Below are 25,868 nucleotides of genomic sequence, written 5' to 3'. Positions count from 1 at the left end.
ATCATGAATAAAATTACACTACTAGGCGATCAGTCTGTTCGCTATCCTACAACCTATTGTCCTGAAATACTCGAAACGTTCGATAATAAACATCCGAACAACGACTATTTTGTTAAATTTAATTGCCCAGAATTTACTAGCCTTTGCCCTATCACTGGTCAGCCTGATTTTGCGACGATTTATATTTCGTATGTACCCAATATTAAAATGGTCGAAAGTAAATCGCTAAAACTCTACCTATTTAGCTTTCGTAATCATGGTGATTATCACGAAGATTGCATTAATATCATCATGAAAGATCTAATCAAATTAATGGATCCTAAATATATTGAAGTTTGGGGCAAATTTACACCACGCGGTGGCATTTCGATTGATCCTTACGCCAACTATGGCAAATCAGGTACTCATTGGCAGCAAGTTGCGGCTAATCGATTAGCTAATCACGATATGTATCCAGAAAAAGTGGATAATCGCTAATTTATAATCCATCCAAACAGGAACTTTTAATGCAGACTCGTAAAGCACTCGTTATATTTTCCGGCGGGCAAGACTCAACTACCTGCTTACTGCAAGCCATTGCCGATTATGGACGTGAAAACGTTCAGGCAATCAGCTTTCATTATGGTCAACGTCATGCCATTGAGCTTGAAAAAGCCAAATGGATCGCTAAAGATTTAGGTATTAAGCAAACTGTCATTGATACATCAGTTATCAAACAAACCACAAATAATGCGCTCATCGACGACTCACAAGAAATTAAAGCAGCTCAAGATGGCGATTATCCTAATACCTTTGTGGATGGGCGTAATATGCTCTTTTTACTTTTAGCTGGCTGCCATGCCAAACAGCAGGGCATTGCTGACATTATTATTGGTGTTTGTGAAACCGATTTTAGTGGCTATCCAGATTGTCGTGATATCTTTATTAAATCAATGAATGTATCGATGAATTTAGCCATGGATTATGCGTTTAATCTTATTACACCACTGATGTATTTAACCAAAGCACAAACATGGGAAATGGCCGATAAACTGGGTTATCTTGATTATGTCCAACAACATACCCACACCTGTTATTACGGGGTTGATGGAGGATGTAGCAAGTGTCCTAGTTGTTTGCTGCGCGATAAGGGCTTGCAAGAATATATGGCTGGGTCGGCTAGATAGATTTATTAATAATTGGGTTCTCTCACCCCATTAAAAAGGAAAAAAGATGTACTTACAGAATCATTTCGAATCGATTGAAAAAAACTTTACCCGTGGGCAACAGCAAAAAGCGCTTTACTGGTTGGCTTTTTTTCATATTTTAGTTATTGCTTCAAGCAATTATTTAGTCCAAATCCCATTTGATATTTTTGGTTTTCACACCACATGGGGGGCTTTCACTTTTCCATTTATCTTTTTAACCACCGATTTAACCATTCGAATTTATGGTGCAAGTTTGGCAAGAAAGATCATTTTTGTGGTGATGATCCCCGCATTGCTATTTTCATACCTTATTTCGGTGTTATTTTTTGAGACACATTGGGTTGGCTTTTCGGCATTGACCGAATTTAATAGTTTTGTATTTCGAATAGCGCTAGCCAGTTTTGCAGCTTATCTAGTTGGGCAATTGATGGATATCACTGTTTTTAACTATTTAAGAAAAAATAAATCATGGTGGGTTGCACCAACTGCATCAGCAATCTTTGGTAATGGTATTGATACTATTGTCTTTTTTGCTATCGCATTTTATCAAAGTAGCGATGAATTTATGGCAAATCATTGGACCGAAATTTCGTTAATGGACTATAGTTTTAAAATTCTAATTTGTGGGTTATTCTTTTTGCCACTTTACGGAATGATTTTAAATTTTATCCTAAAAAAATTAGTCTCAGTGCCCAAAAACAATTGATCATTAAACTCTAAAATTTATTATTTAACCTTAACAAACATAAAGCTCATTATTATTTTTGGTGAGTTTTATGTTTCATACTTAAATAGTCCTTCATCAAAATATATCATAAAAAATATTGATTTTAATTGTTTTTTTGTTTTGGTTTTTTGTGAAAATTCCTTATTAGGCTTATTAAACACGCTTTGCCAAAAAGTAAAGAGTCATGCATAATATGTGGTCAAAATATAATAAAGATGATTAGCAATAATGACTCTAAACGAGGTAGTAATGGGATTAGTAAAACACTTAGCTGTATTAAGCCTGTTGTTAGCATTAGTCGGTTGTGATAATAATGAAACTAAGCAAAATGCAAGCACTGAACAAATAACCCCACAACCGGTAACGGGAATTATTGATAATAATAAAACTACTGATGTTAGCGATTCTATTAACGACCATAAGATAGCGCAAGATGAACCAGCCCACCCTGTTTTTAATCCAACTTCAGAATTAATCGAAAAATATCATGGTAAGACACTAACAGTCATTGATAGTTCAGAAGTTATTATTGATGGTTCAAGCACACTAGTTATTACTTTCTCAGTGCCTTTAAATCCTAATCTTAATTTTTCTAATTTGCTTCGTTTAGTTGATCGTCAAAAAGGTAATGTTGATGGTGCTTGGGAACTGTCAGATAACGGGCTAGAATTAAGGCATCGATACCTTGAACCAAATCGTGAATTAGAACTGACTATCGATAAAATGTTAGCGGCAATTAATGGCAACAGTTTAAAAGAAGTCTATCAAGCGGAAATCAAAACGCAAGATCGCAAACCGATGGTTGGATTTGCGAGCAGTGGTTTTTTGCTACCAAGTAAATCAATGAGTGGTTTACCGGTTGTTACTCTTAATGTTGAGAAAATTGATGTTAATTTCTTTAAAATTAAACCTGAACAGTTATCTGATTTTATTGCTGATTATGGTCTTATTAACCAAGTGACAAGTTGGAACGCAAAGAATATTAATAAATTTGCTGATTTAGTTTATACGTCTCGATTCGATTTGAATCCAAAACGTAATTCACAAGAAACAGTATTACTTAACCTTGCTTCCATTCCACAGCTTCAGCAAGAAGGTGTTTATTTTGCTGTTATGAATCAAGCCGGAAGCTATGATTATTCAAATCCTGCATCGCTATTTACAATCAGTAATATTGGTGTTGCTGTTCATGTTTATCAAAACGGTAAATTGTCAGTCATGACCCATAGGCTGGACAATGGTAAACCGCTTACTGATATTAATTTATCGGTGCTATGTACCAGAAGTATTCGAGATAGCAATAAAAACTGTACAACCATTTCAGCCCAAACCGATTCTACAGGTTATGCTGAGGTGGCTTTATCAAAAGGTATGGATTATGCATTACTAACCGCCAATGATGGCAAACAGATTTCGTTGGTAAATTTGGATCACGGTGCATTAAATTTAAGTGAATATAATTTAACTGGTTCTGCTTTTTATCAAAAACAACTATTTGCTTTTGGTCCTCGTGACTTGTATCGTCCTGAAGAAACGGTCTATTTTAATGCGCTTTTGCGTAATGCCGATGGTAAGCCATTGCCAGTGCAACCTATTGTGGTTGATGTTATGTCTCCGGATAATAAAGTTGTTGAAACTTTCACTATCGATGCCCAAGTTGACTCAAATGGTTTATATCAATGGCAATATGTTATTCCGACTCATGCAGCAACGGGCAAGTGGGCATTTCGTTTTAATTTAGGCGATGATAATTACCGTTACGCGTGGTTTCGAGTGGAAGAATTCTTGCCAGAGCGCATGGCGATGGAAATTACTACTGCATCAAATAAACCTATTATGCTTGATAAACGTGTCACTTTTGATGTTAAAGGTTGGTACCTTTATGGTGCCCCAGCAGCAGGTAATAATTTAGAAAGCAATATTTATCTTAGAAAAATTGATTTAATTCCAGAAATTGCCGACTATAAAATTGGAGATGTGACTGATAGTAATCTTGATCGTCAAATAGATAATATTGAGGTGGCTTTAGATAAAAACGGGATCGCACAAGTTGGAATTGATACTAGCGATTGGAGTAAATTGAGCTCTCCGATTAAAGTTATTTTACAAGCAAGTTTGCTTGATTCCGGTGGTCGTTCTGTTACACGTTATGCAAGCCAAACTATTTGGCCAAATGAGCAAATACCAGCAGTAAGGGCACTATTTTCTACATCGCCTTATTATGATTGGTCATCGGATCGTTACGAAAATAGCCCGACAGTCGACAAAGGTGCTAATGCAGAATTTGAGGTGGCTTATGTCAACATTGACGGCAAAAAACTGCCTACCAGTCATTTAAAGGCAAGAATTATTCGTGAACGTCGTAATTATTATTGGAGCTGGTCTGACGATGCTGGATGGCATCAACAATACAATTCAAGTGAATTTGTTGTGCAAGAACAACCGCTTTCTATTGATGAAAGTGGTACAACCAAAATAAGCTACCAAACAGATGATTACGGCTCTTACCGTATTGAAATTGTCGATACAAAAAATAATATCACCAGTAGCCTACGCTTTAGAAGTGGTTACAATTGGGAAGATAACACCAACGGTACCAATTCTGTTCGCCCAGATCAGGTTAAATTAAGCCTTGATAAAACTGTCTACTCAGTTGGCGATACTGCTAAAATACATGTACAAGCACCGGTTGCAGGATCGGGTTATATCTCACTTGAAACCAATAGTGGTATGTTATGGAAACAAGATATTACCGTTGATGAAAACGGTCTTGATGTCGAAATTCCAATTCAAGATTGGGGACGTCATGATATTTATATTAATGCGATGATTATTCGCCCATCAACTGATGCTGCTGTTCAAACGGTTAAACGAGCAATTGGATTGCTTTATTTACCAATTGATACTTCTAATCGACAATTAAATATGAGTATCGAAGCGCCGAAGAAGACCGAGCCTGAAAAAATCATTCCAATAAAAGTTAAAATGGATAAAAGTGCAATTCAACCAGATCATCAGGTCACAGTATTGGTTTCGGCTGTTGATTCAGGTGTATTGAACATTACTAATTTTGCCACACCCGATCCTTACAGTGCATTTTTAGGTCGTAAACGTTATGATGTCGATCTTTACGATGTATACGGTAAATTAATCGAAGGTAAAGGACGTAATGTGAATATGAGCTTTGGTGGTGACGCTATGCTTGGCGCAGCGGGCACAGGGAGTAAAAAACCATTAACCGAAGTCAATATTGTTGCTCAGCAGTTACAAATGATTGCTCTTAATGATGAAGGTGAAGGCGTTGTTGATCTTACTTTGCCTAATTTTGATGGTGAATTACGCATAATGGTTCAAGCATGGGATGATAGTCGCTATGGTAAGGCTGAACAAACAATGATTGTTGCATCGCCAGTGATTGCTGAGCTATCGACTCCGCGCTTTTTATCGGGTGGTGATCAGGCAATTTTGGCGCTAGATCTAAATAATCTAACCGAAAAAATGCAAACAATGCAGGTTGATGTTTCAACCTCTGGGTTGATTCATCAAAATGCAACTAAGCCTACTACAGTCACGCTCGATAGTAAGCAAAGACAAATTATTAAAGTGCCAATTGTTGCTGATTATGGCTATGGTCAGGGTATTGTGACAATTAATGTCAAAGGCATTTTGTTAGATGATGGTTCTGATTACCAAATTAAACGATCATGGAAGGTTGGTGTTAGACCAGCTTATGCTGCAACAACAAAATATTATGCGGCAGCAATAAACGGTGGCGAAAGTTGGCAGTTACCTAAAGATAGTATTGCTGAGATGATTGAAAATACGGTTGATGGCAAATTGATCATATCAGATCAATCGCCACTTAATATTGCTCAATATATTAAAGAATTATTTGCCTATCCATATGGCTGCTTGGAACAGACCATTAGTGGTTTAATGCCATCATTATATGCAAATCAACAGCAGCTTGCTGCTTTGGGAATTAAAACCGAATCGGATGAGAAGCGACGCGAACACGTGCAATTAGGTATTTCGCGAATTTTATCAATGCAACGCAATAATGGTAGCTTTGGGTTATGGAATAAAGAGAGTGCAGAAGAACATTGGTTAACCGTGTATGCGACTGACTTTTTATTACAAGCTAAAGAACGTGGTTATAATGTTAATAATGACGCGCTTAATGCGGCTATTTCACGTATTAGCCAATATATTTATGATGCTAATTCATTTAATAGTTTACAAAACTATTATGACAATTCACAAGCAAGTAATTACATACAATTTGCTACTAAAGCGTATGCTTTAGCGGTGCTAGCAAAACAAAATAAAATTACAGTACCAATGCGTAATGAAATCAATCGAATGGCTCAACAAATCACAGAAAATGATGTTAAGGTGTTGTCTCCATTACCTGTTGCTCAGCTAGCGCTATCTGCCAAACTAGCTGGTTTTGATAATATCTATAACAGTTTAGTGCCACAAGTATTTACAATAAGTTATAATAATCAATATGCTTGGCTGGGTGACTATGGTAGTGCGATTCGTGATAATGCATTAGTTTTATCTTTATTGATTGAAAACGATTTAAGTATTGATAAACAAGCTGATTATTTAATTCATTTATCTGATCTACTTAATGATACCCGTTATTTTTCAACACAGGAACTTAACGCATTATTTGTAGCGGGCTGGTCTTTAGAACAACATAAATCATCACACAAATTTAATGTAGTTATCAATCAACATTCAAATGATGTAGATACAACTTTATTACGATCTTTTAATTTTGCTGATTTAGCAAGTGGTTTAACTATTTCGAATCCAAAAGATGCTCAGCCACTTTATATTAAATTCACTGTTTCAGGTTATGATAAAAAAGCCCCCGCACCAACGAGTGATGAAAATAGATTAACAGTTAAACGTGCCTACTACGATTTGAAGGGTAATAAAATTCAGCCTGACAATATGAAAGTGGGTGATTTAATGGTCGTTGTATTAGACGTTAATGCACATAAAGAGACTGTTCATGATGCGTTAATTGTTGACTTTTTACCTGCTGGTCTTGAATTAGAAAACCAAAATCTAACCAACAGCAGTGTTAGCTTACAGGCGATTCCTGAATTAGCTAGTTTATTGAAAGATGAAGATAGCAATGATATTAAATATCAAGAATTTCGTGATGATAGATATGTTGCGGCCGTTGATATTAACCATTATGTGAGCGAAGATACTTATGGTATTCGTGTCGCTTACTTGACCAGAGCTGTGACAGCGGGTAATTATATGATTCCATACCCCTATGTTGAATCAATGTATCGCCCTGATCGGTTTGCTATTGGTCAATCCGTTGAAGTCATGTCGATTGTTGAGCGCAATGTAGAATCTAATGAGCCAAAGCAACACTAATATTTATGTAACAATTAAGATTGATGATATAAAAATATAAACAAAGTGATTATCCGCTAACAAAAGTTAGCGGTATCTATTTATACTAAAACGTAGGGTTTCCTGAAACTTTTTGACAAAATGAAAAAGTGCCTGCTTAACATTCTAGTTTGTCTGTTTTCTTTCATCCTATTATTACTAGGTAGCTTTTTTGTTGCTGATCACTTATTTCCATTGTCGATTGCAAAAAATAAAACCACTCAAACAATTCTTGCGCAAGATGGTACACCACTTTGGCGATTTGCTGATGAAAATGGTATTTGGAGGTATCCCATTGAATTAGATCAAGTACCCAATGATTACCTTGATGTGCTATTAAATTATGAAGATCGCTACTTTTATGATCACTTTGGAGTTAATCCCGCATCGTTACTGCGAGCAGCTTGGCAAAATATCAGCAATAAGAAAATTATTTCAGGTGGTAGTACTATTTCGATGCAGGTTGCAAGATTGCTTCATCCTCATGATCGCTCTATGGCAGGAAAGTTTCAACAAATATTTCGAGCGCTGCAACTTGAACGCCATTTTACAAAAGATCAAATTTTAACTTTATATATAAACCGTGCACCATTTGGAGGAGCAATTGAAGGCTTAGGGGCTGCTAGCTGGTCATATTTTGGTAAAGCCCCAAAATCGTTAACACGTGGCGAAGCGGTTTTATTAGCGGTATTGCCGCAAGCTCCTAGTCGCTTGCGTCCTGATAGGTATCCTCAGCGCGCCAAGCAAGCTCGAGATAAAGTTTTATTAAGATTAGCTCAATACCATGTATGGTCACCAGATATTATAGAGCAAGTTCGAAAAGAAGAAGTATGGGTTTATCCACGTAAAAAACCACAACTAGCCCCTTTATTAGCACGAAGACTAAGTCAGCAATATCCTGATGTTGACATTATTCATTCAAATATTGATCACTCTCTTCAATATAGTCTTGAAGATATTGCAATTAATCGCAAAAATCAGCTTCCCCCCAAAACTTCACTGGCTATTTTAGTTGTCGATCATACCGATATGTCAGTAAAAGGCTATGTTGGTTCAGCTGATTTTAATGATAAAGAAAGATTTGGTCAGGTTGATATGATTAGTGCACTTCGCTCACCTGGATCGACATTAAAGCCTTTTATGTATGCACTCGCGATTGATGATGGTATGATTCATTCTGAATCGTTGTTGCAAGATACGCCTCGAATCAGTTCTGACTACCGTCCTACCAATTTTGATGAAGATTTTTATGGACCAATCAGTGCCACAGAGGCATTAAAAAACTCATTGAACTTACCTGCTGTTCAATTAATTGAACTTTATGGTCCTAAACGGTTTGCCGGTAAACTTGCCAGTGTTGGTCTACTACTGGTATCTACTGGTAATAATCCTAATATTTCGTATATATTAGGGGGTGCATCGTTAAGAATGGATAATTTGGTCAGCGCCTATAGTGCTTTTGCTCGCCATGGGCGAGTAAGTTCGTTACGCTTTATACAAGACGAACCGTTGTTAAGTAAGCCATTTATTAGCGATGGAAGTGCGTGGATCACAAGGCAGATGCTAGGTAATAATCGTCTACTTGTCTATAAAACAGGTACTAGCTATGGTTATCGCGATGCCTGGGCGATTGGTATTAATCCCCGTTATTTGATTGGCATTTGGGTTGGACGTCCAGATGGCACGCCAGTCGTTGGCCAGTATGGCGCCATTACAGCAGTTCCAATTTTGCAACAAGTTAATACGTTATTATTAAATAAAGAGCGACGACTAAATCGACCATTACCTTTAGTAACACAACCAGCAACGGTGACATCAGAAAAAATTTGTTGGCCAACAGGGCAAATATTGCCCGCAACCGATGAAAACTGCCATCGCCAAAAAAAAGCTTGGATATTAAATAACATGCTACCCCCAACGCTTGATACTCTGACCGCGCTTAATAACAATCTCTACCGTTCAGGGTGGGTGACAATTTGGGTCAATGATGAAGGTAAACGGGTGTCAGCAGATTGTAGCAATGCGCATAAAAAACAGATTGCGCTTTGGCCAATTGCTTTAGAAAATTGGCTGTTACCCAAAGAACGTCGACAATCGTTATTTCCTGAGATTGATAAAAATTGTCCTGTTTTTGGTAAAGATACTTTTTTGCCGTTAAATATCATTGGATTGCGAGATAAACAATTGGTAAAACGTTTGCCAGGACAACACCGTGTCACCATTGATGTAACCCCACAAGGGGGAATAGGTGATAAATGGTGGTTTTTAGATGGCGAACTTATTGCACACACGTATGATGATCAAAAAGTTCCTTTAACGGTCATGCAAAAAGGCTTGCATCATCTATTATTATTAGATCAAAGTGGGCAAATTTCGCGAATGATGTTTACTCTAGATTAAATTAATAGAGAGCAAGTCTATGGGCTATTTGCTGGGCTTACTATCATTTATTTAAGAATTTTTAGCAACCCAAAAAAAGCTTTAAGCGTAAAATGATCTCTTTTAGGACCCTGTAAATGAATTAGCATTTACAGGGGGAATTTCTAAGGAATTATGTTCATGTACGCATTAACATGTATCTATTCATTTTTCACTTTTCTAAGAAATTTTTATGACAATAAATTGCAATACTAATTGTATAAGAACATTGCTTAAAGTGCTTCTTATTTTGATGTTATCTCATTATTCAACAGTATAGCAAAAAATTAGTTCTTATTTAGAATATCTAAAAAAGACATAGTACTGCCGTTTGGCATAAGAACTCGGTCATTATTTTTTTCTTTATCAATAATGGTTTGATCAATGTCATACCCTAAAAGATTCGATAGAATATATTTATTCATCAGTCCACTTAAATAGCCTGTAGATCCTCTAAACGATTCTATATATTGACAGTTATATTTAGGATTTTTTGATATAAATAGAAAAGGTATTAAAAACTGGTCAACGCTTCCGTTACTAAAACCATGCCCGACGTTAACGATTTCGCCATGATCTGAGGTATAAATCAAGGTATAATTATCACTATATTTGTTTATAGTATCATATAATGCTTTAACTGCGCGATCAGTATGGTGGACAGTAAGGTCATATTCTTCTGCATCCGGTAAAGCTTGTTTATCAATTTGGTCATAACCTGTATAAGGTTGATGACTTCCACGTAAATGCACAAAAATAAATTTTTTCTGTGAATTGTCTTCCTGAAGCGTTTTTTCTAATAATTGACTTAAACTAATATCATCACCACTTTCACTAAAAGAGACAACATCACTTTTACGAGCAATAAATCCAAATTTAGTATTAAATGAACCTTGAATTGCCTGTGCAGCTGATGCTAACCAATAGGTTTTATAATCATTGAATTTAGCCATTTCAATAATCGATTTATTAGTAAATAAATTATCGTAACTTTCAGGTAAAGTGAATGAAAGTGTCATCGGCAAAGAATCCCTTGTAAAAGCTGCAGTTGAGTGGCTATTTTGGATAATACATGCACCATTTTGACTAAAAATATCGGTTATGAAAGGAGTGGTTTGTTTATAATAACCGTAAGTACTATACCGAGTAACTAAAGAAGCCTCGCCCATGATGAATACAACTAAGTCGTTATCAGACTTATTAGGCGGTAGAAGAACAGACTCATTAAATTTTTCAATTTGATTAGCATCAGAATAGATGTCATTTGATGCATAACTCATTAAAATATATGAAAAATTACCAAATGCGGCAGGATAAACTTGACGAACTATTTCAGCAATACTTTTATAATTTCCTTGCTTAATTTCATACTTTTCTGATGAGTGGGTTATTTGGAAAACAATAATAGTAAATAATAAAAGTATATAACAGGCTAGAGGTATAATTGGTCTAAAGTTAACAGTAACAGTCTTTCTAAAAATAAATAAAATAATAAAAGTCGCAATAAATGCAGGAATTGTTATGATTAAAACTTGCTTAGACATTGATACCGCTTCGTAAGAATTAGTCTCAATAATAGAGTCAAGCACACCTGCTGATATTACTTGCTCATAATAGATGAAATAACTTATTTCGGAAAAAAATAGAAATAGAAATAGTGTGCTAAGAGCAACAAGAAAATAATGACGGCTACGAATACATATATGTAAAAGTATACAAAAACATAATGTTGTAACCAAGTTTAGATAAAAGAAAGGATCCTCAAAAACTTGGGGCTCATGAATTTTATGGGATTTAGGTAAATAGGTATAAACTAAAACAGTACTAAAAACAAGATAAACCAGTAGTAAAATTAGAGATGATTTTTTTTTAACTACATGTAATTTCATGATATTTTCCTATTTTTTTGAATTAAGTAACGACATTATCGCAAAAAAAAGCAGTATAGGAAACAGCTGGATTCTTTATATTTCATAATTAATTCATAAGGGTTTTACTCGGAACCTCTGCATGCTGTTTAATCGTATTATATACAGTTATTAAACAGTTTACGCATTGGTTTCTTTTTTATCGATAAAGATTTGCTGATTTGGAACATCACTATATAGTTATTGCTACAGTTCAAATAATACTCAACATGAAAAAATATCATTACCAGTGTATAGATGGAAGTCCGTAAAATTGAAAAATTAATCCAAGCCTTATCTTGAAAGGATTATAAGTATAATAGTAGTGTACTTGATTGATGTTTCATCAATGGTATTGCTAAATTATATCAAGATCTATTTATTTGTAAAAATAGATCCGATAACGTAAAAGGCGCTATTGTACAATGTTGAATTACTGATTCACTTCATCAACTAAACGAGCAATTAATTTATTGTGGCTATTTTCTTTAATAATTGATGTTAAAAAACGCTGCCAAGTTCTTTCAATTTTAGCTTTAGCGAACATCGGAATGTAGTTAGCAATGGGAATAAAAGTTGAATTACCGATATTATCGATAACAATCAAGCGGCTTTTATCAGTATTTAAGTGCTGAAATAAGATATTCTTGCTTTTTATTGTCATTGTAATAATTCTGTCTTTTAATAAAGCTGATTTTAAATTCTTTAAAGAAGTAACTAAATCAGCATAATATTGTTGTGTTAGTTTTTCATCAGCAAGATACTTTTCAAGTGGAGTTGATGTTTTTCCATCATAGTCACGTATAAGTTCAAAGACTTGTCCTTTGCCATAATTAGTTGGCACCGTACCATAATATTGTGCCAATGCATCAAAGGATATATTTCGTTTGATAAGGTGTTTATAATAGCTGACTTCACGATTTGTTTCTTGTTCAGCGCCATCATTATAATTAACTTTAATACATTTATTAGTATCATCAGGATAATGATAGCATTTTCGGTGTAAACCTTTACTTATATAATCTTTTTCAGAAAGTAGAATCAAATTGTCCATTGATATAGATATCAGTTATTTAAAATTGGCGTAGAGTTTAGCAGTAACTGTTTATTATCGCCATGATTTTTTATTTTTACTCTAGCGCTTTTATATTATTTCTGTATAATATCGCCACCCACGTTACGACAACGTTCTTCCCAACGTTGTTTTCGGTTGTCAACATTAATATAACCATTCGAAGGGGTGAGTTAATTAATGGTTGCAGTCAAAAAGTGTAAATAAATCGAGTGATTTATTAACGTGAGATTAATTAAAAATTGGATAATTACGAATGAGTACTTTTTCAGCTAAACCAGAAACAGTTAAACGCGACTGGTATGTTGTTGATGCAGCAGGTAAAACGTTAGGTCGTTTAGCTACTGAAATCGCAAGCCGTTTGCGTGGTAAACACAAAGCAGAATATACACCACATGTTGATACAGGTGATTATATTATCGTTATCAATGCAGAAAAAGTTGCTGTAACAGGCAAAAAACGCACTGATAAGATCTATTATCGTCATACTGGTTACATCGGTGGACTTAAAGAAGCGACTTTTAAAGAGATGATTGAACGTCATCCTGAACAAGTCATCGAAATTGCTGTAAAAGGCATGTTACCGAAAGGTCCTCTTGGTCGTGCAATGTACCGTAAACTAAAAGTTTATGCTGGTAATGAGCACAATCATGCGGCACAACAACCGCAAGTATTAGATATTTAAGGGGATAAAAGATGGCTGATAATCAATATTACGGTACAGGTCGCCGCAAAAGTTCTGCTGCTCGTGTATTTATCAAACCAGGTAGTGGTAACATCGTTATTAACAAACGTTCATTAGAGCAATATTTTGGACGTGATACTGCTCGTATGGTTGTTATGCAACCGTTAGAGTTAGTTGAAATGACTGATAAACTTGATCTTTACATTACAGTTAAAGGTGGTGGTATTTCAGGTCAAGCTGGTGCAATTCGTCACGGTATTACTCGTGCATTAATGGAATATGACGAAACTTTACGTTCTGCATTACGCCAAGCAGGCTTTGTTACTCGTGATGCACGTCAAGTTGAACGTAAAAAAGTGGGTCTACGCAAAGCTCGTCGTCGTCCACAATTCAGCAAACGTTAATTACAATGTTACAAAACATTACAAGTTTGTTTCAAAAACCCAGCATCGCTGGGTTTTTTTATGCAGATTTTGAATGTCTAAAAACAATTCGTCAGCTAGTTAAATAACGTTTAATGGTAAAAATTGATTGCTTTGGATGTCATTTACCCTTGATAAAGAGATAAAGGTAAATTATTTGACAAATTTTTATACTCAGGCATAAATTTTATCGATACTTTTTGTCAAAATTATGTTCTTTGTGAAAAGAACACAATAAAATTTATTTTTTTTAACAAATTTGTAATCCAATTTGTTAGAATAGTTACCAACTAGACTTATTTTAATTTTTGCATATTTGGAGTGAATATGGTTGTTGCTGTTAATAAACGTTCTGTGATGACATTATTTTGTGATACAACAGATATTTACGGACATCAGATTCGTTTTGTTCTGGCAGAAAAAGGGGTAGCTGCGGAAATAGAGTTTGTAACGGCAGATAATTTACCACAGGAATTATTGGATCTTAATCCCTATGGTTCAATTCCAACTTTAATTGATCGCGATCTTACGCTATATGAGCCACATATTGCATTAGAATATCTTGATGAACGCTTCCCTCATCCGCCATTAATGCCAGTTTATCCAATTGTTCGCGCTAATTCTCGATTAACAATGTATCGCATTAAAAAAGAGTGGTACAGTGCTTATGAAACAATCGTTGCCGATCCTAATAGTGATGCAGCTAAAATAGCACGAAAAAATCTTCTTGATGATCTTGTTTCCATCTCGGTTATGTTTAAAGAGGCAGATTATTTTATGAGCGATGAGTTTACCTTAAGTGATTGTTACTTTGCTCCATTACTTTGGCGATTACCACTGCTTGACATCGAATTACCTAAAGTGGCTGAAAAGAATTATTTAGGTTATATGGCACGAATTTTTGAACGTCCAGCTTTTGTTAATTCATTAACCGAAGAAGAAAAAAAGATAAGATCTTAATCAATTAAATTTATTTTTATTTACGTAAATTTTAGACAAGGTAGCTTTGATGGAACTTGAGCAAATGACCCCACGTCGCCCTTATATATTTAGGGCTTTTTATGATTGGATTTTAGATAACGACTTAACGCCTTATATTGTAGTGAATACTTCGGTATATGGTGTATTAGTGCCACAGGAATTTATCCAAAACAATCAAATCGTATTAAATATTGCCCCGCAATCAGTAGGTCAATATTTATCCACTAATGAACAGATTGAATTCAATGCCCGTTTTGCTGGTGTACCCCAACACATAGTGGTACCAATGGCTGCAATTGAGGCTATTTACGCTCGTGAAAATGGCGTTGGTATGGGATTTGAGGATGAACCACAATATCATGCTCAGCGTGAAGTTTCATCCCAACAATCAGAACAACCTAAACCAACTAATCCGTTTCGTGTTGTAAAGTAATTTGCAATATCGTTCACTAAATTAATAGGCGATGATGTATGAAAGCTATTCATTATTAATTACTTTAAAATATATTGAATAAAAATAGATTAATGAGTAACGAAATAGAATTAAAATTTGAAATAAATAATGCGGACATTACAGCATTGCAACATTATTTAAATCAATGGGCGCACTCTGATGAGCTGGAATTTGCAGCAATATCACAGCAAAAACGGACATTTTCGCAATTAACACTTTGTAATACCTATTATGACACAGCGGATTATTATTTACGTCATCATGGATGTGGTTTACGTGTTAGAGCAAGCAATGATAGCACGACAACTCATTTTGAAATCACCTTGAAACGTGATAAAAAAACAATTGCGGGTTTGCATGAGCGTGCTGAGTTTAATGTTGATTTGCTTAACTCGGAGCCTGATTTAGCAGTATTACCTTATTCAGCATTGCCTGATAATTGCGATATTGAGCGGTTACAACAAGATTTATTACCATTATTTTCTACTGACTTTAAACGCCAAGTTTGGTTAATTTCGTTTGCAAGTAGCGAAATTGAAGTGGCATTAGATCAGGGAAAAATAAACTCAAATGGGAAAAATAAAATTATTCAAGAAGTTGAGTTAGAACTCAAACAAGGTAATAAACAAGACTTGCTCAATTTTGCGCTCGAATTAAGTCGATTTCACTTGCACCTTTTTTCACAGAGTAAAGCTGCTAGGGGCTATTTTTTACTTGAAAATTCACTACATAAAATCTGCCAATTCGATCTTCAAATCCACCAAGATTTAGCTCAATTATTAAAGTTTTGGCAACAAAACGAAGAGTATGCATTAGAAGTTAATAATTTAGATTTATACCAACAGACACTAAATCAGATAAATTATATATTAATTGATAAAAATCTTTCTCTTGAACCTGAGTTTACTCAATGGCAAATGGCAATAATGACTATTAACTCTGTAGAACAGTTTGCTTTCAGTGAAATTAATACAAGGCTAAAGCTGATGTTGATTGCAAATCTAACGGTTAATTAATTGAATAAAAAGTTGAATTGATAAAGCTTATTGCATAGATCGCTGCCTGAAATTTTTATTTTTCTCGGTATAGTGTGCTTTTGTAAAAAATATAATAGCTGTTTTTTTATTAGGATTAAAGTAATATGTAGGCTTGCAAACTATGCTCGCTCGAAAAAAGAGTGTTACTGCTATGGCAAAGATAAAACAAAATCTAGTTAAGACATCATACCATTATTTTATACAAGTTTTTATTTTGTATATAAAATACTATATCAATAGCAAAAGTTATTTATAATATGGCTCTATTTTTGGTGATTTTACTTTTAGTAAAAATATTTCTAAGAGAGCTTGCCCATGGCGGAACTTAACCATTTGCTTTCCACTTTGCAACAACAAAAACAAAAAATTACCCTTCAACTTAAGCAATGCCAATCAAACGCAGTGGATGCTAATCTTGATATTTTAGTGTGTAGTGATTTTTTGGTGGAGGCTTTTTATCGATTTCCACAGTGGCTTTCTGACATCGTAAAAAATCCTCCACAAGCAGACGAAAGAAAATATTACCAAACTTGGTTGAGTGAAAAATTAACAGCAGTTTCAGATGAAACTAAATTACTGAAGATATTAAGACAATTTCGTCGTTATATTTTAGTCCGGCTAGCGTGGTCTCAATTAACACATATCAGCAATGATGAGCAGATTTTATTACAATTAAGTGAACTGGCTGAGGTGATCATTGTTACAGCTCGTGATTGGCTTTATGAACTTAGTTGTAAAGAGTGGGGAACACCTTGTAATGCCCAAGGTGAGCCGCAGCCATTACTGATTTTAGGTATGGGTAAACTAGGCGGGGGAGAACTTAATTTTTCGTCTGATATTGATTTGATTTTTACTTATCCGGAACATGGGCAAACACAAGGAGGGCGGAGAGAGCTAGATAATGCGGTATTTTTCACTCGATTAGGTCAACGTTTAATTAAAGCACTTGATCAAATTACTGAAGATGGTTTTGTCTACCGTGTGGATATGCGTTTGCGCCCGCTTGGTGATGGAGGACCTTTAGTATTGAGTTTTGCGGCTATGGAAGATTATTACCAAGAACAAGGACGAGACTGGGAACGCTATGCGATGGTTAAAGCAAAAGTATTGGGTAATGAGCAAGCGCCTTATACTAAAGAGCTTTACCAAATGCTAAAACCCTTTGTATATCGCCGTTATATTGACTTTAGCGTCTTACAATCATTGCGTAATATGAAAAGCATGATTGAACGTGAAGTACGTCGCCGTGGTTTAAAAAACAATATTAAACTTGGGGCAGGTGGCATTCGAGAGATAGAGTTTATTGTACAAGTCTTTCAACTTATTCGAGGGGGGCGAGTGGTAGGTTTACAAACTCGTTCATTGCTAGCAGCATTAGATGTGATAAAACAAGAATCGTTACTGGGTATTGATGAAGTTGTGGCATTACGTGAAAATTACTTGTTCCTACGCCGTTGTGAAAACGTACTACAAGCGATTGGTGATGAACAAACTCAAACACTCCCAGAGGACGATCTTGATCAGTTTCGTTTAGCAATAAGCATGGGTTTTAATAATTGGTTTGATTTTCAAACTGCATTATCAGCACGAATGCAAATTAATCGTTTAATTTTCAATGAACTTATAGGTGAAGTAGAGCCTGAATTGTCCTTTAATCATAAACAATATAATGATCAATTTTCTGATCTTTGGGGACCAGATCTACAATTAAACGATGTGAGGGCAATACTACCTGATTATTCTGATGATGAGGCAAATCAGCTTTGTCAGATGCTTGTGCAATTTAGAGATGATATAGGTAAACGGACAATTGGCATTCGTGGACGAGAAATACTTGATCAATTAATGCCAAGACTCTTAGAAGCTTGTTGTACTGACAAACATGCATTAATAGTACTACCAAGAATTTTACCACTGCTGGTTAATATTGTCAGTCGCACAACCTATTTAGAGCTATTACTTGAATATCCAATCGCTTTAAAACAATTAATTCGTTTATGTAGTGCATCGCCAATGATCAGCAATCAACTAGCTCATTATCCTTTATTGCTAGATGAGCTTATTGATATCAATTCACTTTATCAAACCGTTGAAGCTAATGAATATAAAAGTCAGCTTTACCAGTATTTACTTCGTATCCAAGTGGATGATGAAGAACAACAACTTGAAGCTTTACGCCAATTTAAACAGATGCAATTATTGCATATTGCTGCAGCAGATGTTGAACAAGTTTTATCAACCATGAAAGTCAGCGATCACTTAACCTATGTGGCAGAGGCATTACTTGATTTTGTTCTACAAATGGCGTGGAATCAAATGGTTGCTCGTTATGGCAAGCCAGAGCATTTGAGCGATAATGATAAAGGCTTAGTTGTGGTCGCTTACGGAAAATTAGGTGGCTGGGAGCTAGGTTATAGTTCTGATTTAGATCTAGTTTTTTTACATGATTGCCCAGTCAATAGCATGACTAATGGCAATAAACAGATCGATAGTCGCCAATTTTATTTGCGTTTAGTTCAGCGAATTATTCACTTATTTAACGTGCGCACTAGCTTTGGTATCTTATATGAAGTCGATGTAAGGCTTCGCCCTCAGGGCGACGCTGGGCTACTTGCATGTAGTTTAGATTCGTTTGCGGATTACCAAATGAATGAAGCATGGACATGGGAACATCAAGCATTAGTGCGAGCCAGAGCAATTTATGGTGAAGGGGAACTAATAAAACGCTTTAATCAAATTCGTCATAATGTACTTTGTAAAAAGCGTGATGAAAATACCCTAAAAACTGAAGTTCGGCAGATGCGGGAAAAAATGAGAAGCCATCTTGGCACGATGCAAGCTAATTTATTTAATTTAAAGATTGATAAAGGGGGAATTGGGGATATTGAATTTTTATCGCAGTATCTTGTGCTTAATTATGCTAATCAATATCCTAAAATGACTGCGTGGAGCGACAATGTTCGAATTTTAGAACTCGCAACAAATTATCAAATAATAGACAGCTATGAAGCACAGCTGCTAACACAAGCTTACATTGATATGCGCAATAAAATTCATCAACTTGCATTGCAATTACAACCTAGCACGGTTGAAACTTCGCTTTTTATACAAGAAAGACAAATAATCAACCAATGTTGGCAAAAATGGTTAACGTAGCGAGTTAAATATTAATTTTTTTAAAATACCAGCTTGTTAATTTTGTTGTGTAATATAAATAAAAGTTAATGCCACACTAGTGGCATTAATTGAAAAATAACTATCACCGGTGGGATATTAACCAGTTATTTTGCTTCTTTCCATAAAATCATATCTTGATCTTTAAGTTCTGAAGCATCAAAGCCTCCGATTGGTGCGATATCTTCGCGGTCAAAAGCAATATCGCCACCATTAACAGCAAGATCACCTTTTTTAATCCCTTTGAAATCAAATAAATTGGTATCACACAGATGGGATAGGGTGATGTTTTGTGTTGCTCGGAACATGGTTTCAATGCGTCCTGGGAATTTTTTATCCCATTCATTGAGCATTTCTTTAATTACCTGCCTTTGTAAGTTGGGTTGTGAACCACAAAGATTACAAGGAATAATCGGAAATTGTTTAATTTCAGCGTATTTGGCGATGTCTTTTTCTTTACAATATGCCAGCGGTCGGATAATGATATGTTCGCCTGAGTCATTCATTAGCTTCGGTGGCATTGCTTTGAGTTTACCGCCATAGAACATATTTAAAAACAGTGTTTCTAAAATATCATCACGATGATGTCCAAGGGCAATTTTTGTTGCACCAAGCTCGGTGGCTGTGCGATATAATATTCCACGGCGTAAGCGAGAGCAAAGCGAACAGGTTGTTTTACCTTCAGGTATTTTTTCTTTAACAATACCGTAAGTGTTTTCTTGAACAATTTTATACTCAATGCCTAATGATTGCAGATACTGTGGCAATACATGTTCAGGAAACCCCGGTTGTTTTTGATCTAAATTAACGGCTATTAAATCGAAGTTTATTGGTGCACTGATTTTCAGGTTAATAAGAATATCAAGCAAAGTATAACTATCTTTACCGCCTGATAAGCAGACCATAATACGATCACCTGCTTCGATCATATTAAAGTCAGCAATTGCCTCGCCAGTTAAGCGACGCAATCGTTTGTGTAGTTTATTTTGATTATATATATTCATTACAGTTTTATTGGTTACTCGGCACGGCTCATATAACGGCGTTCAGCAATATGAATTTTAACTTTTTCGTGGTTATCAATATATTCAGGTACTTGGATAACAAGTCCGGTTGATAAGGTAGCTGGTTTAGTTCGCGCACTGGCTGAAGCACCTTTAATACTTGGCGATGTTTCAACAATTTCGAGATCAACTGTTTGTGGTAATTCCAAAGCAAGCACTTCGCCATCCGCCATTAGCACCTGAATACCATTCATGCCACCTTCTGGAATAAACAGTAATTCATCTTCAATTTGCTCTTTTTTGAAGATATACGGAGTGTAATCTTCGTTATCCATAAACACATATTCATCGCCATCAATATACGAAAAACTAACTGGACGGCGTGATAGTTCAATCGTTTCGAGGATATCATCACCTTTAAAACGCTCTTCAACCTTACCGCCATTTTTGACATCGGTAAAACGCATTTTATAAAGTGTACTTGCACCACGAGCACTTGGACTTTGAACATCAATATCTTTAACCAGTAATAATTTACCATTATAGGTGACAGCATCACCACGTTTTATTTCATTTGCTTTAGCCATAGTATTTATTCTTCACAATTAATAAAAGAGTTAAAAATTAGCTCGCTATTTTACCGCTAACTTGCTATTGTCACCATCAAAATTTATTCAAGCGCCTTAAATTAAAGAAAAACTATGGTAGATTTATTCAAATGCAGGCAAAACTGTGGTGCTTGTTGTATTGCACCATCGATTTCATCAACTATTCCTGGTATGCCTAAAGGGAAACCAGCTGGCGTTGCTTGCATTCATTTAGATAATAATTATCAATGTAAATTATTTTTGCACCCATCAAGACCTGCAGTTTGTGGTCGATTGAAGCCCTGCTTAGAAATGTGTGGTTGTAATCGAACACAAGCATTGAATTATTTAACTCAATTAGAACAGCTAACTAAAGGTTAAGTATTGCTTAAATTTAATAAAACAGTTCGATTATTAGAATTATTTATCTCGCATAGTATTTTTTTTTGATAAACTTCCCGCACTTTATTATTTAATGGTAAACATCAATAATTTTTAAGAACAATTTTTAGTCACACATAGCGTTATACATTAGATAAGTGACTAATTTTCGATTAAATTTAATCTTTTTAGACAGAAGAAAACGATTATGAAAAATAAATTAAAACGAGATTTAAAAGCACGCCATTTAACCATGATAGCTATTGGTGGCTCGATCGGAACGGGGCTCTTTGTCGCATCAGGTGCAACCGTTGCTCAGGCAGGTCCTGGTGGTGCATTGCTTTCGTATGCTATTATCGGTGTAATGGTGTACTTCTTAATGACCAGTTTAGGGGAACTTGCCGCATATTTACCGGTTTCTGGTACCTTTGCGACTTATGGTTCTCGTTATGTGGATGAAGCGTTTGGTTTTGCCATTGGTTGGAACTATTGGTACAACTGGGCAATTACTGTTGCGGTTGACTTGGTAGCAGCTCAATTAGTCATCTCTTATTGGTTTGATGCAGGACCTTATAGCTGGTTATGGAGTTTATTGTTTTTAAGTATTATCTTTTGCTTAAACTATATTTCAGTTAAAGGTTTTGGTGAAGCAGAATTTTGGTTTTCATTAATTAAAGTTTCCACAGTAATTGTTTTTATTATCGTTGGTTTATTAATGATTATTGGGATCTTTCAGGGAGCAGAAGGTGCAGGTTGGCAAAATTGGACTATCAAAGAAGCGCCTTTTGCTGGCGGGTTTTCGTCAATGATTGGTGTGGCAATGGTGGTTGGATTTTCATTTCAAGGCACCGAATTAATAGGTATTGCTGCGGGTGAATCAAAAGATCCAGAAAAAAACATACCTAAAGCTATGCGCCAAGTGTTTTGGCGAATACTGCTATTTTATATCTTTGCGATTTTAGTCATCAGCTTGATTATTCCTTATACCGATCCTAACTTACTACGTAACGAAGAAACTGATATCAGTGTTAGTCCATTTACCCTTGTATTTGAGCATGCAGGATTGTTATCTGCTGCGGCATTAATGAATGCAGTGATATTGACTTCAGTATTATCTGCGGGTAATTCTGGGCTGTATGCTTCAACCCGTATGCTATATGCACTTGCTAAAGAAGGTAAAGCACCTAAAATCTTTGCAAAATTATCATCGTCAGGTGTGCCTAGGGCTGCTTTGTTAGCAACAACGTTTGTGGCTATGCTTTGTTTCTTAACGTCGATGTACAAAGATCAAGCTGTTTATTTGTGGTTACTTAATATGTCAGGTATGACAGGCTTTATTGCTTGGCTAGGCATTGCAATTAGCCATTATCGTTTTAGAAAGGGTTACACTATGCAAGGTAATGATATTAATCAATTACCGTATCAATCAAGTTGTTTCCCATTTGGTCCTATCTTTGCTTTTGTATTATGCTTAATTATTACACTTGGTCAAAATTACGAAGCTTTTTTACAAGATACTATTGACTGGAATGGTGTTATTGCGACCTATATTGGTATTCCACTATTTTTAATGATTTACTTTAGCTACAAAATTGTGAAAAAGACAAAATGGGTGAAATACGAACAGATGGACTTTACTAAAGAAGACTAATTCGCTAGTTTGCTTTAACTTCCTCCCTTTTCCGTCGACGATGGTCGACGGGTTTTTTTATTAAAAAAGAGAGAAATAAACAGCTATTTAATAATAGCTTTAAATAGTTTATTTTGATAACGATATTAGCGACTACGGAATATGATACGTGCTTTAGATAGATCGTATGGTGTCATTTCAACAGTAACTTTATCGCCAGTTAAAATACGAATATAGTTTTTTCGCATCTTACCAGAAATATGTGCAGTAACGACATGACCGTTTTCAAGTTCAACACGAAACATCGTGTTTGGAAGTGTATCAAGTATAGTACCTTGCATTTCAATGTTATCTTCTTTTGCCATTGGGGCCTCTTAATAATAAATACAAATTAAATATACTCAACTGACTATCTATTTTGCTGGTTAAGTGCTTAACGGCAAAACGATAACAAGCTTTTACCATCTAGTTGATGCTTTTATTAGATGACTAAGCAAAGTTAAGTATAAACATAAAAAAACTGAATTTAGAATATATAAACACAGCGGCGAAATAATGCCGAAAAAACTGTCAGATGTAAAGTCCTTTCTACTATTTCTTTGCACGATAAAGTCCTTGCTGTTGAATATAATGCCATACTTTGGGCGGCAACAAATTTTTACAACTGGCTTGATTGTTAATATTTAGCCTGATTTCAGTCGCTGAAATATCTTCAAGTGGGGTGTGCGCAAAAAAGATATGTCCTTGCGGTAAATCATGTAAATCTTGAACGTTTTGGGTTTGATGTTCATCAATCCATTGTTTTAGTTCAATATTATCAGTATTCTCAGCATAACCGGGCCTACGGCAAATTAGCAAGTGGCAGTAATTAAGTAATGTTTTCCATTTATGCCACGTTGGTAAACTCAATAATGAATCTTGACCCATAATAAATGCTAATCCTTCACTATTCCCATTTTCTTGTCGCCATGCTTGAAGAGTTTCGATGGTATATGAAGGGCGGGTTGATACTTTAGATAAAAGCTCTCTTACATCTAATGCAAATAACGGCAAATCTTCAATAGCTAATTTAATCATCGCCAAACGTTGCTTAGTACTTGCTTCGGGTTGTGGTTTATGGGGTGGAATATGATTAGGCAATAAACTAATTTGCTTTAACCCAACTTCGTTAGCTAATGAAATAGCAGGGCGAAGGTGTCCATAATGGATCGGATCAAACGTTCCCCCTAATAATGCAGTTAACATTTATCTAATCCCATAAACTGCATCGATAAACTAAACATAGCATCCCATATTTGTGCTTGATTATCATGCTTTAAACTAATTTCGATTTCAGTAAGCTTGGCTAATAAATTAAACAGGCTTTTGAGCTCGCAACAGTTTAGATAATTAGAATAAATTGACCTTTTATTTTGCCAAATATTATATTCATCAAAAACTTGTTTTAATGATTTTTGTTGCAACCTTTTTTTTAAATTGATGAGTAATATTAACTCACGTTGAATGATCCGCAATAAAATTAACGGTTCAAATTCATTTATTTTCAACTGTTGTAAAATGTGAATTGCTCGCTTGGTTTTGTTGGCAATCATTGCATCAGTCCAATGATAGGGCGTAAATATTGCTGAATCATTAATATTAGTTTCGACTTCATCATACGAAATGCTCTGATTGGGATACAACAATTTTAGCTGCGCAATAATTTGTGTTAACGCCAATAAATTACCTTCATAATAATAGCAAAGTAGTTCAATCGCTTTTGCATCAATGGTTATTTGTTGTTGCAGCAAATGATTTTTAATCCATTGCGGTAACTGTAATGTATCAGGTGTAACACAGTTAACAACCACAAGCTTATCTGATAGTGCCTTATACCAAGCGGCATTTTCTTGTGATTTTGTGATTTTATTAAGGCTAATTATCAGCGCAATATCGGGCGTTAAAACTTCGCTTAACGTATTGAGTTTGGCGGTGATAGCTGTATTTAATGCACCTTCTCCAAAATCAAGTAAAATCAAAGTATTGCTAGAAAATAGATTCATCGCTTGACAGCTATCAAAAATGGCGATCCAATCGGTTTGATTATCAATGACAAACGTAAGTTGCTCATCAAATCCCGCATGAGTGAAGGCCTTTCGTAACTCAGTTTGGACATAATGTTGTAAATAAGGATCACTTCCTAAAATCAAATAATAGGGTGATCCTAATTTATGGCTAATTTGATCGGCACTAATTTTAATCATGACAACGTTAATTTTCCGTATCAATTGATTTTAATTTACGGATGACTTGTTTAGCGGCTTGTTTGATCATCTCATTTTCAATTAAGTCTTGCTCAACCGTTTTGGCTAATGCTTCAGATGGATTATCAAAAAATGTTCTAAATACACGTACACTAATTGGATAGGTCTGTTCACCAGCAATAACAACTTGTGCTTCAACGGTTAACACCAATTGATATTCGGCCGCTTTACCATCTTGATAAATCGAAATAGTATTGCGGCTTAGATTTTCACTTAGCATTCTTAACGATGGCACCGAGCTTGTAGCATTATTAGCGGTTAAGGTCACTTTATTATCATGCAATAACTCTTTAATATTGCGAGATAATCTGCCATAAGGATCATAACTTATATAAGACATCGTTTTAAATCGCTTAGGCACCTCTGTTTCATGCTGCAAGTGAAAACCGCATCCTGTTAAGGATATTGTTAGTAACATGATTAATGCTAAATATTTTTTCATATCTATAACCGCCTAAATTTAGTAATTAAACAA

General features: G+C 35.3%; 21 protein-coding genes. 13 read left to right on the top strand and 8 right to left on the bottom strand.

What is annotated here, in order from left to right:
- Positions 1-3 precede the first annotated feature (3 nt).
- From queF to pbpC, 5 genes are all read left to right on the top strand, one after another.
- Entirely contained in the window at positions 4-477 is a 474-nt protein-coding gene (gene queF, locus BQ5209_RS00595; RefSeq protein ID WP_085246647.1) for a preQ(1) synthase, read from the top strand.
- A 29-nt stretch (positions 478-506) separates the two neighbouring features.
- On the top strand, positions 507-1,166 hold the full coding sequence (gene queC, locus BQ5209_RS00590; RefSeq protein WP_085246646.1) for a 7-cyano-7-deazaguanine synthase QueC: 660 nt from the start codon (positions 507-509) through the stop codon (positions 1,164-1,166).
- Between the two features lie 46 nt (positions 1,167-1,212).
- Positions 1,213-1,893, top strand: coding sequence for a 7-cyano-7-deazaguanine/7-aminomethyl-7-deazaguanine transporter (locus tag BQ5209_RS00585; protein ID WP_085246645.1), 681 nt, complete (start codon positions 1,213-1,215; stop codon positions 1,891-1,893).
- A 270-nt stretch (positions 1,894-2,163) separates the two neighbouring features.
- Complete coding sequence (locus BQ5209_RS00580; RefSeq protein ID WP_167370285.1) at positions 2,164-7,320, top strand: alpha-2-macroglobulin family protein; 5,157 nt, start codon at positions 2,164-2,166, stop codon at positions 7,318-7,320.
- Between the two features lie 120 nt (positions 7,321-7,440).
- Positions 7,441-9,738, top strand: a complete 2,298-nt coding sequence (gene pbpC / locus BQ5209_RS00575; protein ID WP_085246643.1) for a penicillin-binding protein 1C — start codon at positions 7,441-7,443, stop codon at positions 9,736-9,738.
- A 305-nt stretch (positions 9,739-10,043) separates the two neighbouring features.
- Here the strand turns inward: pbpC and BQ5209_RS00570 are convergent, their stop codons facing one another.
- Together BQ5209_RS00570 and BQ5209_RS00565 are read right to left on the bottom strand one after the other, a co-directional pair.
- Positions 10,044-11,645, bottom strand: a complete 1,602-nt coding sequence (locus BQ5209_RS00570) for a sulfatase-like hydrolase/transferase (protein WP_085246642.1) — start codon at positions 11,643-11,645, stop codon at positions 10,044-10,046.
- A gap of 451 nt (positions 11,646-12,096) precedes the next feature.
- Positions 12,097-12,717 carry a YrbL family protein gene (locus BQ5209_RS00565; RefSeq protein ID WP_085246641.1) on the bottom strand — a complete coding sequence of 207 codons (621 nt, stop codon included), beginning with the start codon at positions 12,715-12,717 and terminating at the stop codon, positions 12,097-12,099.
- A 274-nt stretch (positions 12,718-12,991) separates the two neighbouring features.
- Between BQ5209_RS00565 and rplM the strand changes: the two genes are divergently transcribed.
- From rplM to glnE, 6 genes are all read left to right on the top strand, one after another.
- Complete coding sequence (gene rplM, locus BQ5209_RS00560; protein WP_065566227.1) at positions 12,992-13,420, top strand: 50S ribosomal protein L13; 429 nt, start codon at positions 12,992-12,994, stop codon at positions 13,418-13,420.
- Between the two features lie 11 nt (positions 13,421-13,431).
- Positions 13,432-13,824, top strand: coding sequence for a 30S ribosomal protein S9 (gene rpsI / locus BQ5209_RS00555; protein ID WP_034915459.1), 393 nt, complete (start codon positions 13,432-13,434; stop codon positions 13,822-13,824).
- A gap of 345 nt (positions 13,825-14,169) precedes the next feature.
- A complete protein-coding gene (locus tag BQ5209_RS00550) occupies positions 14,170-14,802 on the top strand; it encodes a glutathione S-transferase N-terminal domain-containing protein (RefSeq protein ID WP_085246640.1) in 633 nt (210 codons plus the stop codon).
- Between the two features lie 49 nt (positions 14,803-14,851).
- On the top strand, positions 14,852-15,256 hold the full coding sequence (locus BQ5209_RS00545) for a ClpXP protease specificity-enhancing factor (RefSeq protein WP_085246639.1): 405 nt from the start codon (positions 14,852-14,854) through the stop codon (positions 15,254-15,256).
- A gap of 92 nt (positions 15,257-15,348) precedes the next feature.
- Positions 15,349-16,293, top strand: a complete 945-nt coding sequence (locus tag BQ5209_RS00540; protein ID WP_085246638.1) for a CYTH domain-containing protein — start codon at positions 15,349-15,351, stop codon at positions 16,291-16,293.
- Between the two features lie 336 nt (positions 16,294-16,629).
- Complete coding sequence (gene glnE / locus BQ5209_RS00535) at positions 16,630-19,470, top strand: bifunctional [glutamate--ammonia ligase]-adenylyl-L-tyrosine phosphorylase/[glutamate--ammonia-ligase] adenylyltransferase (protein WP_085246637.1); 2,841 nt, start codon at positions 16,630-16,632, stop codon at positions 19,468-19,470.
- 125 nt (positions 19,471-19,595) lie between these two features.
- Here the strand turns inward: glnE and ttcA are convergent, their stop codons facing one another.
- Entirely contained in the window at positions 19,596-20,492 is an 897-nt protein-coding gene (gene ttcA, locus BQ5209_RS00530; RefSeq protein WP_085246636.1) for a tRNA 2-thiocytidine(32) synthetase TtcA, read from the bottom strand.
- A 14-nt stretch (positions 20,493-20,506) separates the two neighbouring features.
- Positions 20,507-21,079 (bottom strand): elongation factor P-like protein YeiP, encoded by a 573-nt coding sequence (gene yeiP / locus BQ5209_RS00525; protein WP_085246635.1) that lies wholly within the window; start codon positions 21,077-21,079, stop codon positions 20,507-20,509.
- A gap of 114 nt (positions 21,080-21,193) precedes the next feature.
- Between yeiP and BQ5209_RS00520 the strand changes: the two genes are divergently transcribed.
- Together BQ5209_RS00520 and BQ5209_RS00515 are read left to right on the top strand one after the other, a co-directional pair.
- Entirely contained in the window at positions 21,194-21,460 is a 267-nt protein-coding gene (locus BQ5209_RS00520; protein ID WP_085246634.1) for a YkgJ family cysteine cluster protein, read from the top strand.
- A 205-nt stretch (positions 21,461-21,665) separates the two neighbouring features.
- Positions 21,666-23,111, top strand: a complete 1,446-nt coding sequence (locus BQ5209_RS00515; protein WP_279626415.1) for an amino acid permease — start codon at positions 21,666-21,668, stop codon at positions 23,109-23,111.
- A 125-nt stretch (positions 23,112-23,236) separates the two neighbouring features.
- Here the strand turns inward: BQ5209_RS00515 and infA are convergent, their stop codons facing one another.
- The 4 genes from infA to lptE all read right to left on the bottom strand — a co-directional run bounded on the left by infA (position 23,237) and on the right by lptE (position 25,835).
- Entirely contained in the window at positions 23,237-23,455 is a 219-nt protein-coding gene (infA, locus tag BQ5209_RS00510; protein WP_025315083.1) for a translation initiation factor IF-1, read from the bottom strand.
- Between the two features lie 226 nt (positions 23,456-23,681).
- Positions 23,682-24,335 (bottom strand): nicotinate-nucleotide adenylyltransferase, encoded by a 654-nt coding sequence (gene nadD / locus BQ5209_RS00505; RefSeq protein WP_085246632.1) that lies wholly within the window; start codon positions 24,333-24,335, stop codon positions 23,682-23,684.
- Positions 24,329-25,333: a DNA polymerase III subunit delta gene (gene holA / locus BQ5209_RS00500; protein WP_085246631.1), complete on the bottom strand. Its 1,005-nt coding sequence runs from the start codon at positions 25,331-25,333 to the stop codon at positions 24,329-24,331. Before holA ends, nadD begins: the two co-directional genes overlap by 7 nt.
- A 7-nt stretch (positions 25,334-25,340) precedes the next feature.
- Positions 25,341-25,835, bottom strand: coding sequence for an LPS assembly lipoprotein LptE (gene lptE, locus BQ5209_RS00495; RefSeq protein ID WP_085246630.1), 495 nt, complete (start codon positions 25,833-25,835; stop codon positions 25,341-25,343).
- Positions 25,836-25,868: the final 33 nt, after the last annotated feature.

This window comes from Gilliamella mensalis (assembly GCF_900103085.1).
Classification (GTDB): domain Bacteria; phylum Pseudomonadota; class Gammaproteobacteria; order Enterobacterales; family Orbaceae; genus Gilliamella; species Gilliamella mensalis.
The sequence above is the reverse complement of the archived record's forward strand: the minus strand, read 5'-3'. Positions and strand labels throughout refer to the sequence as shown.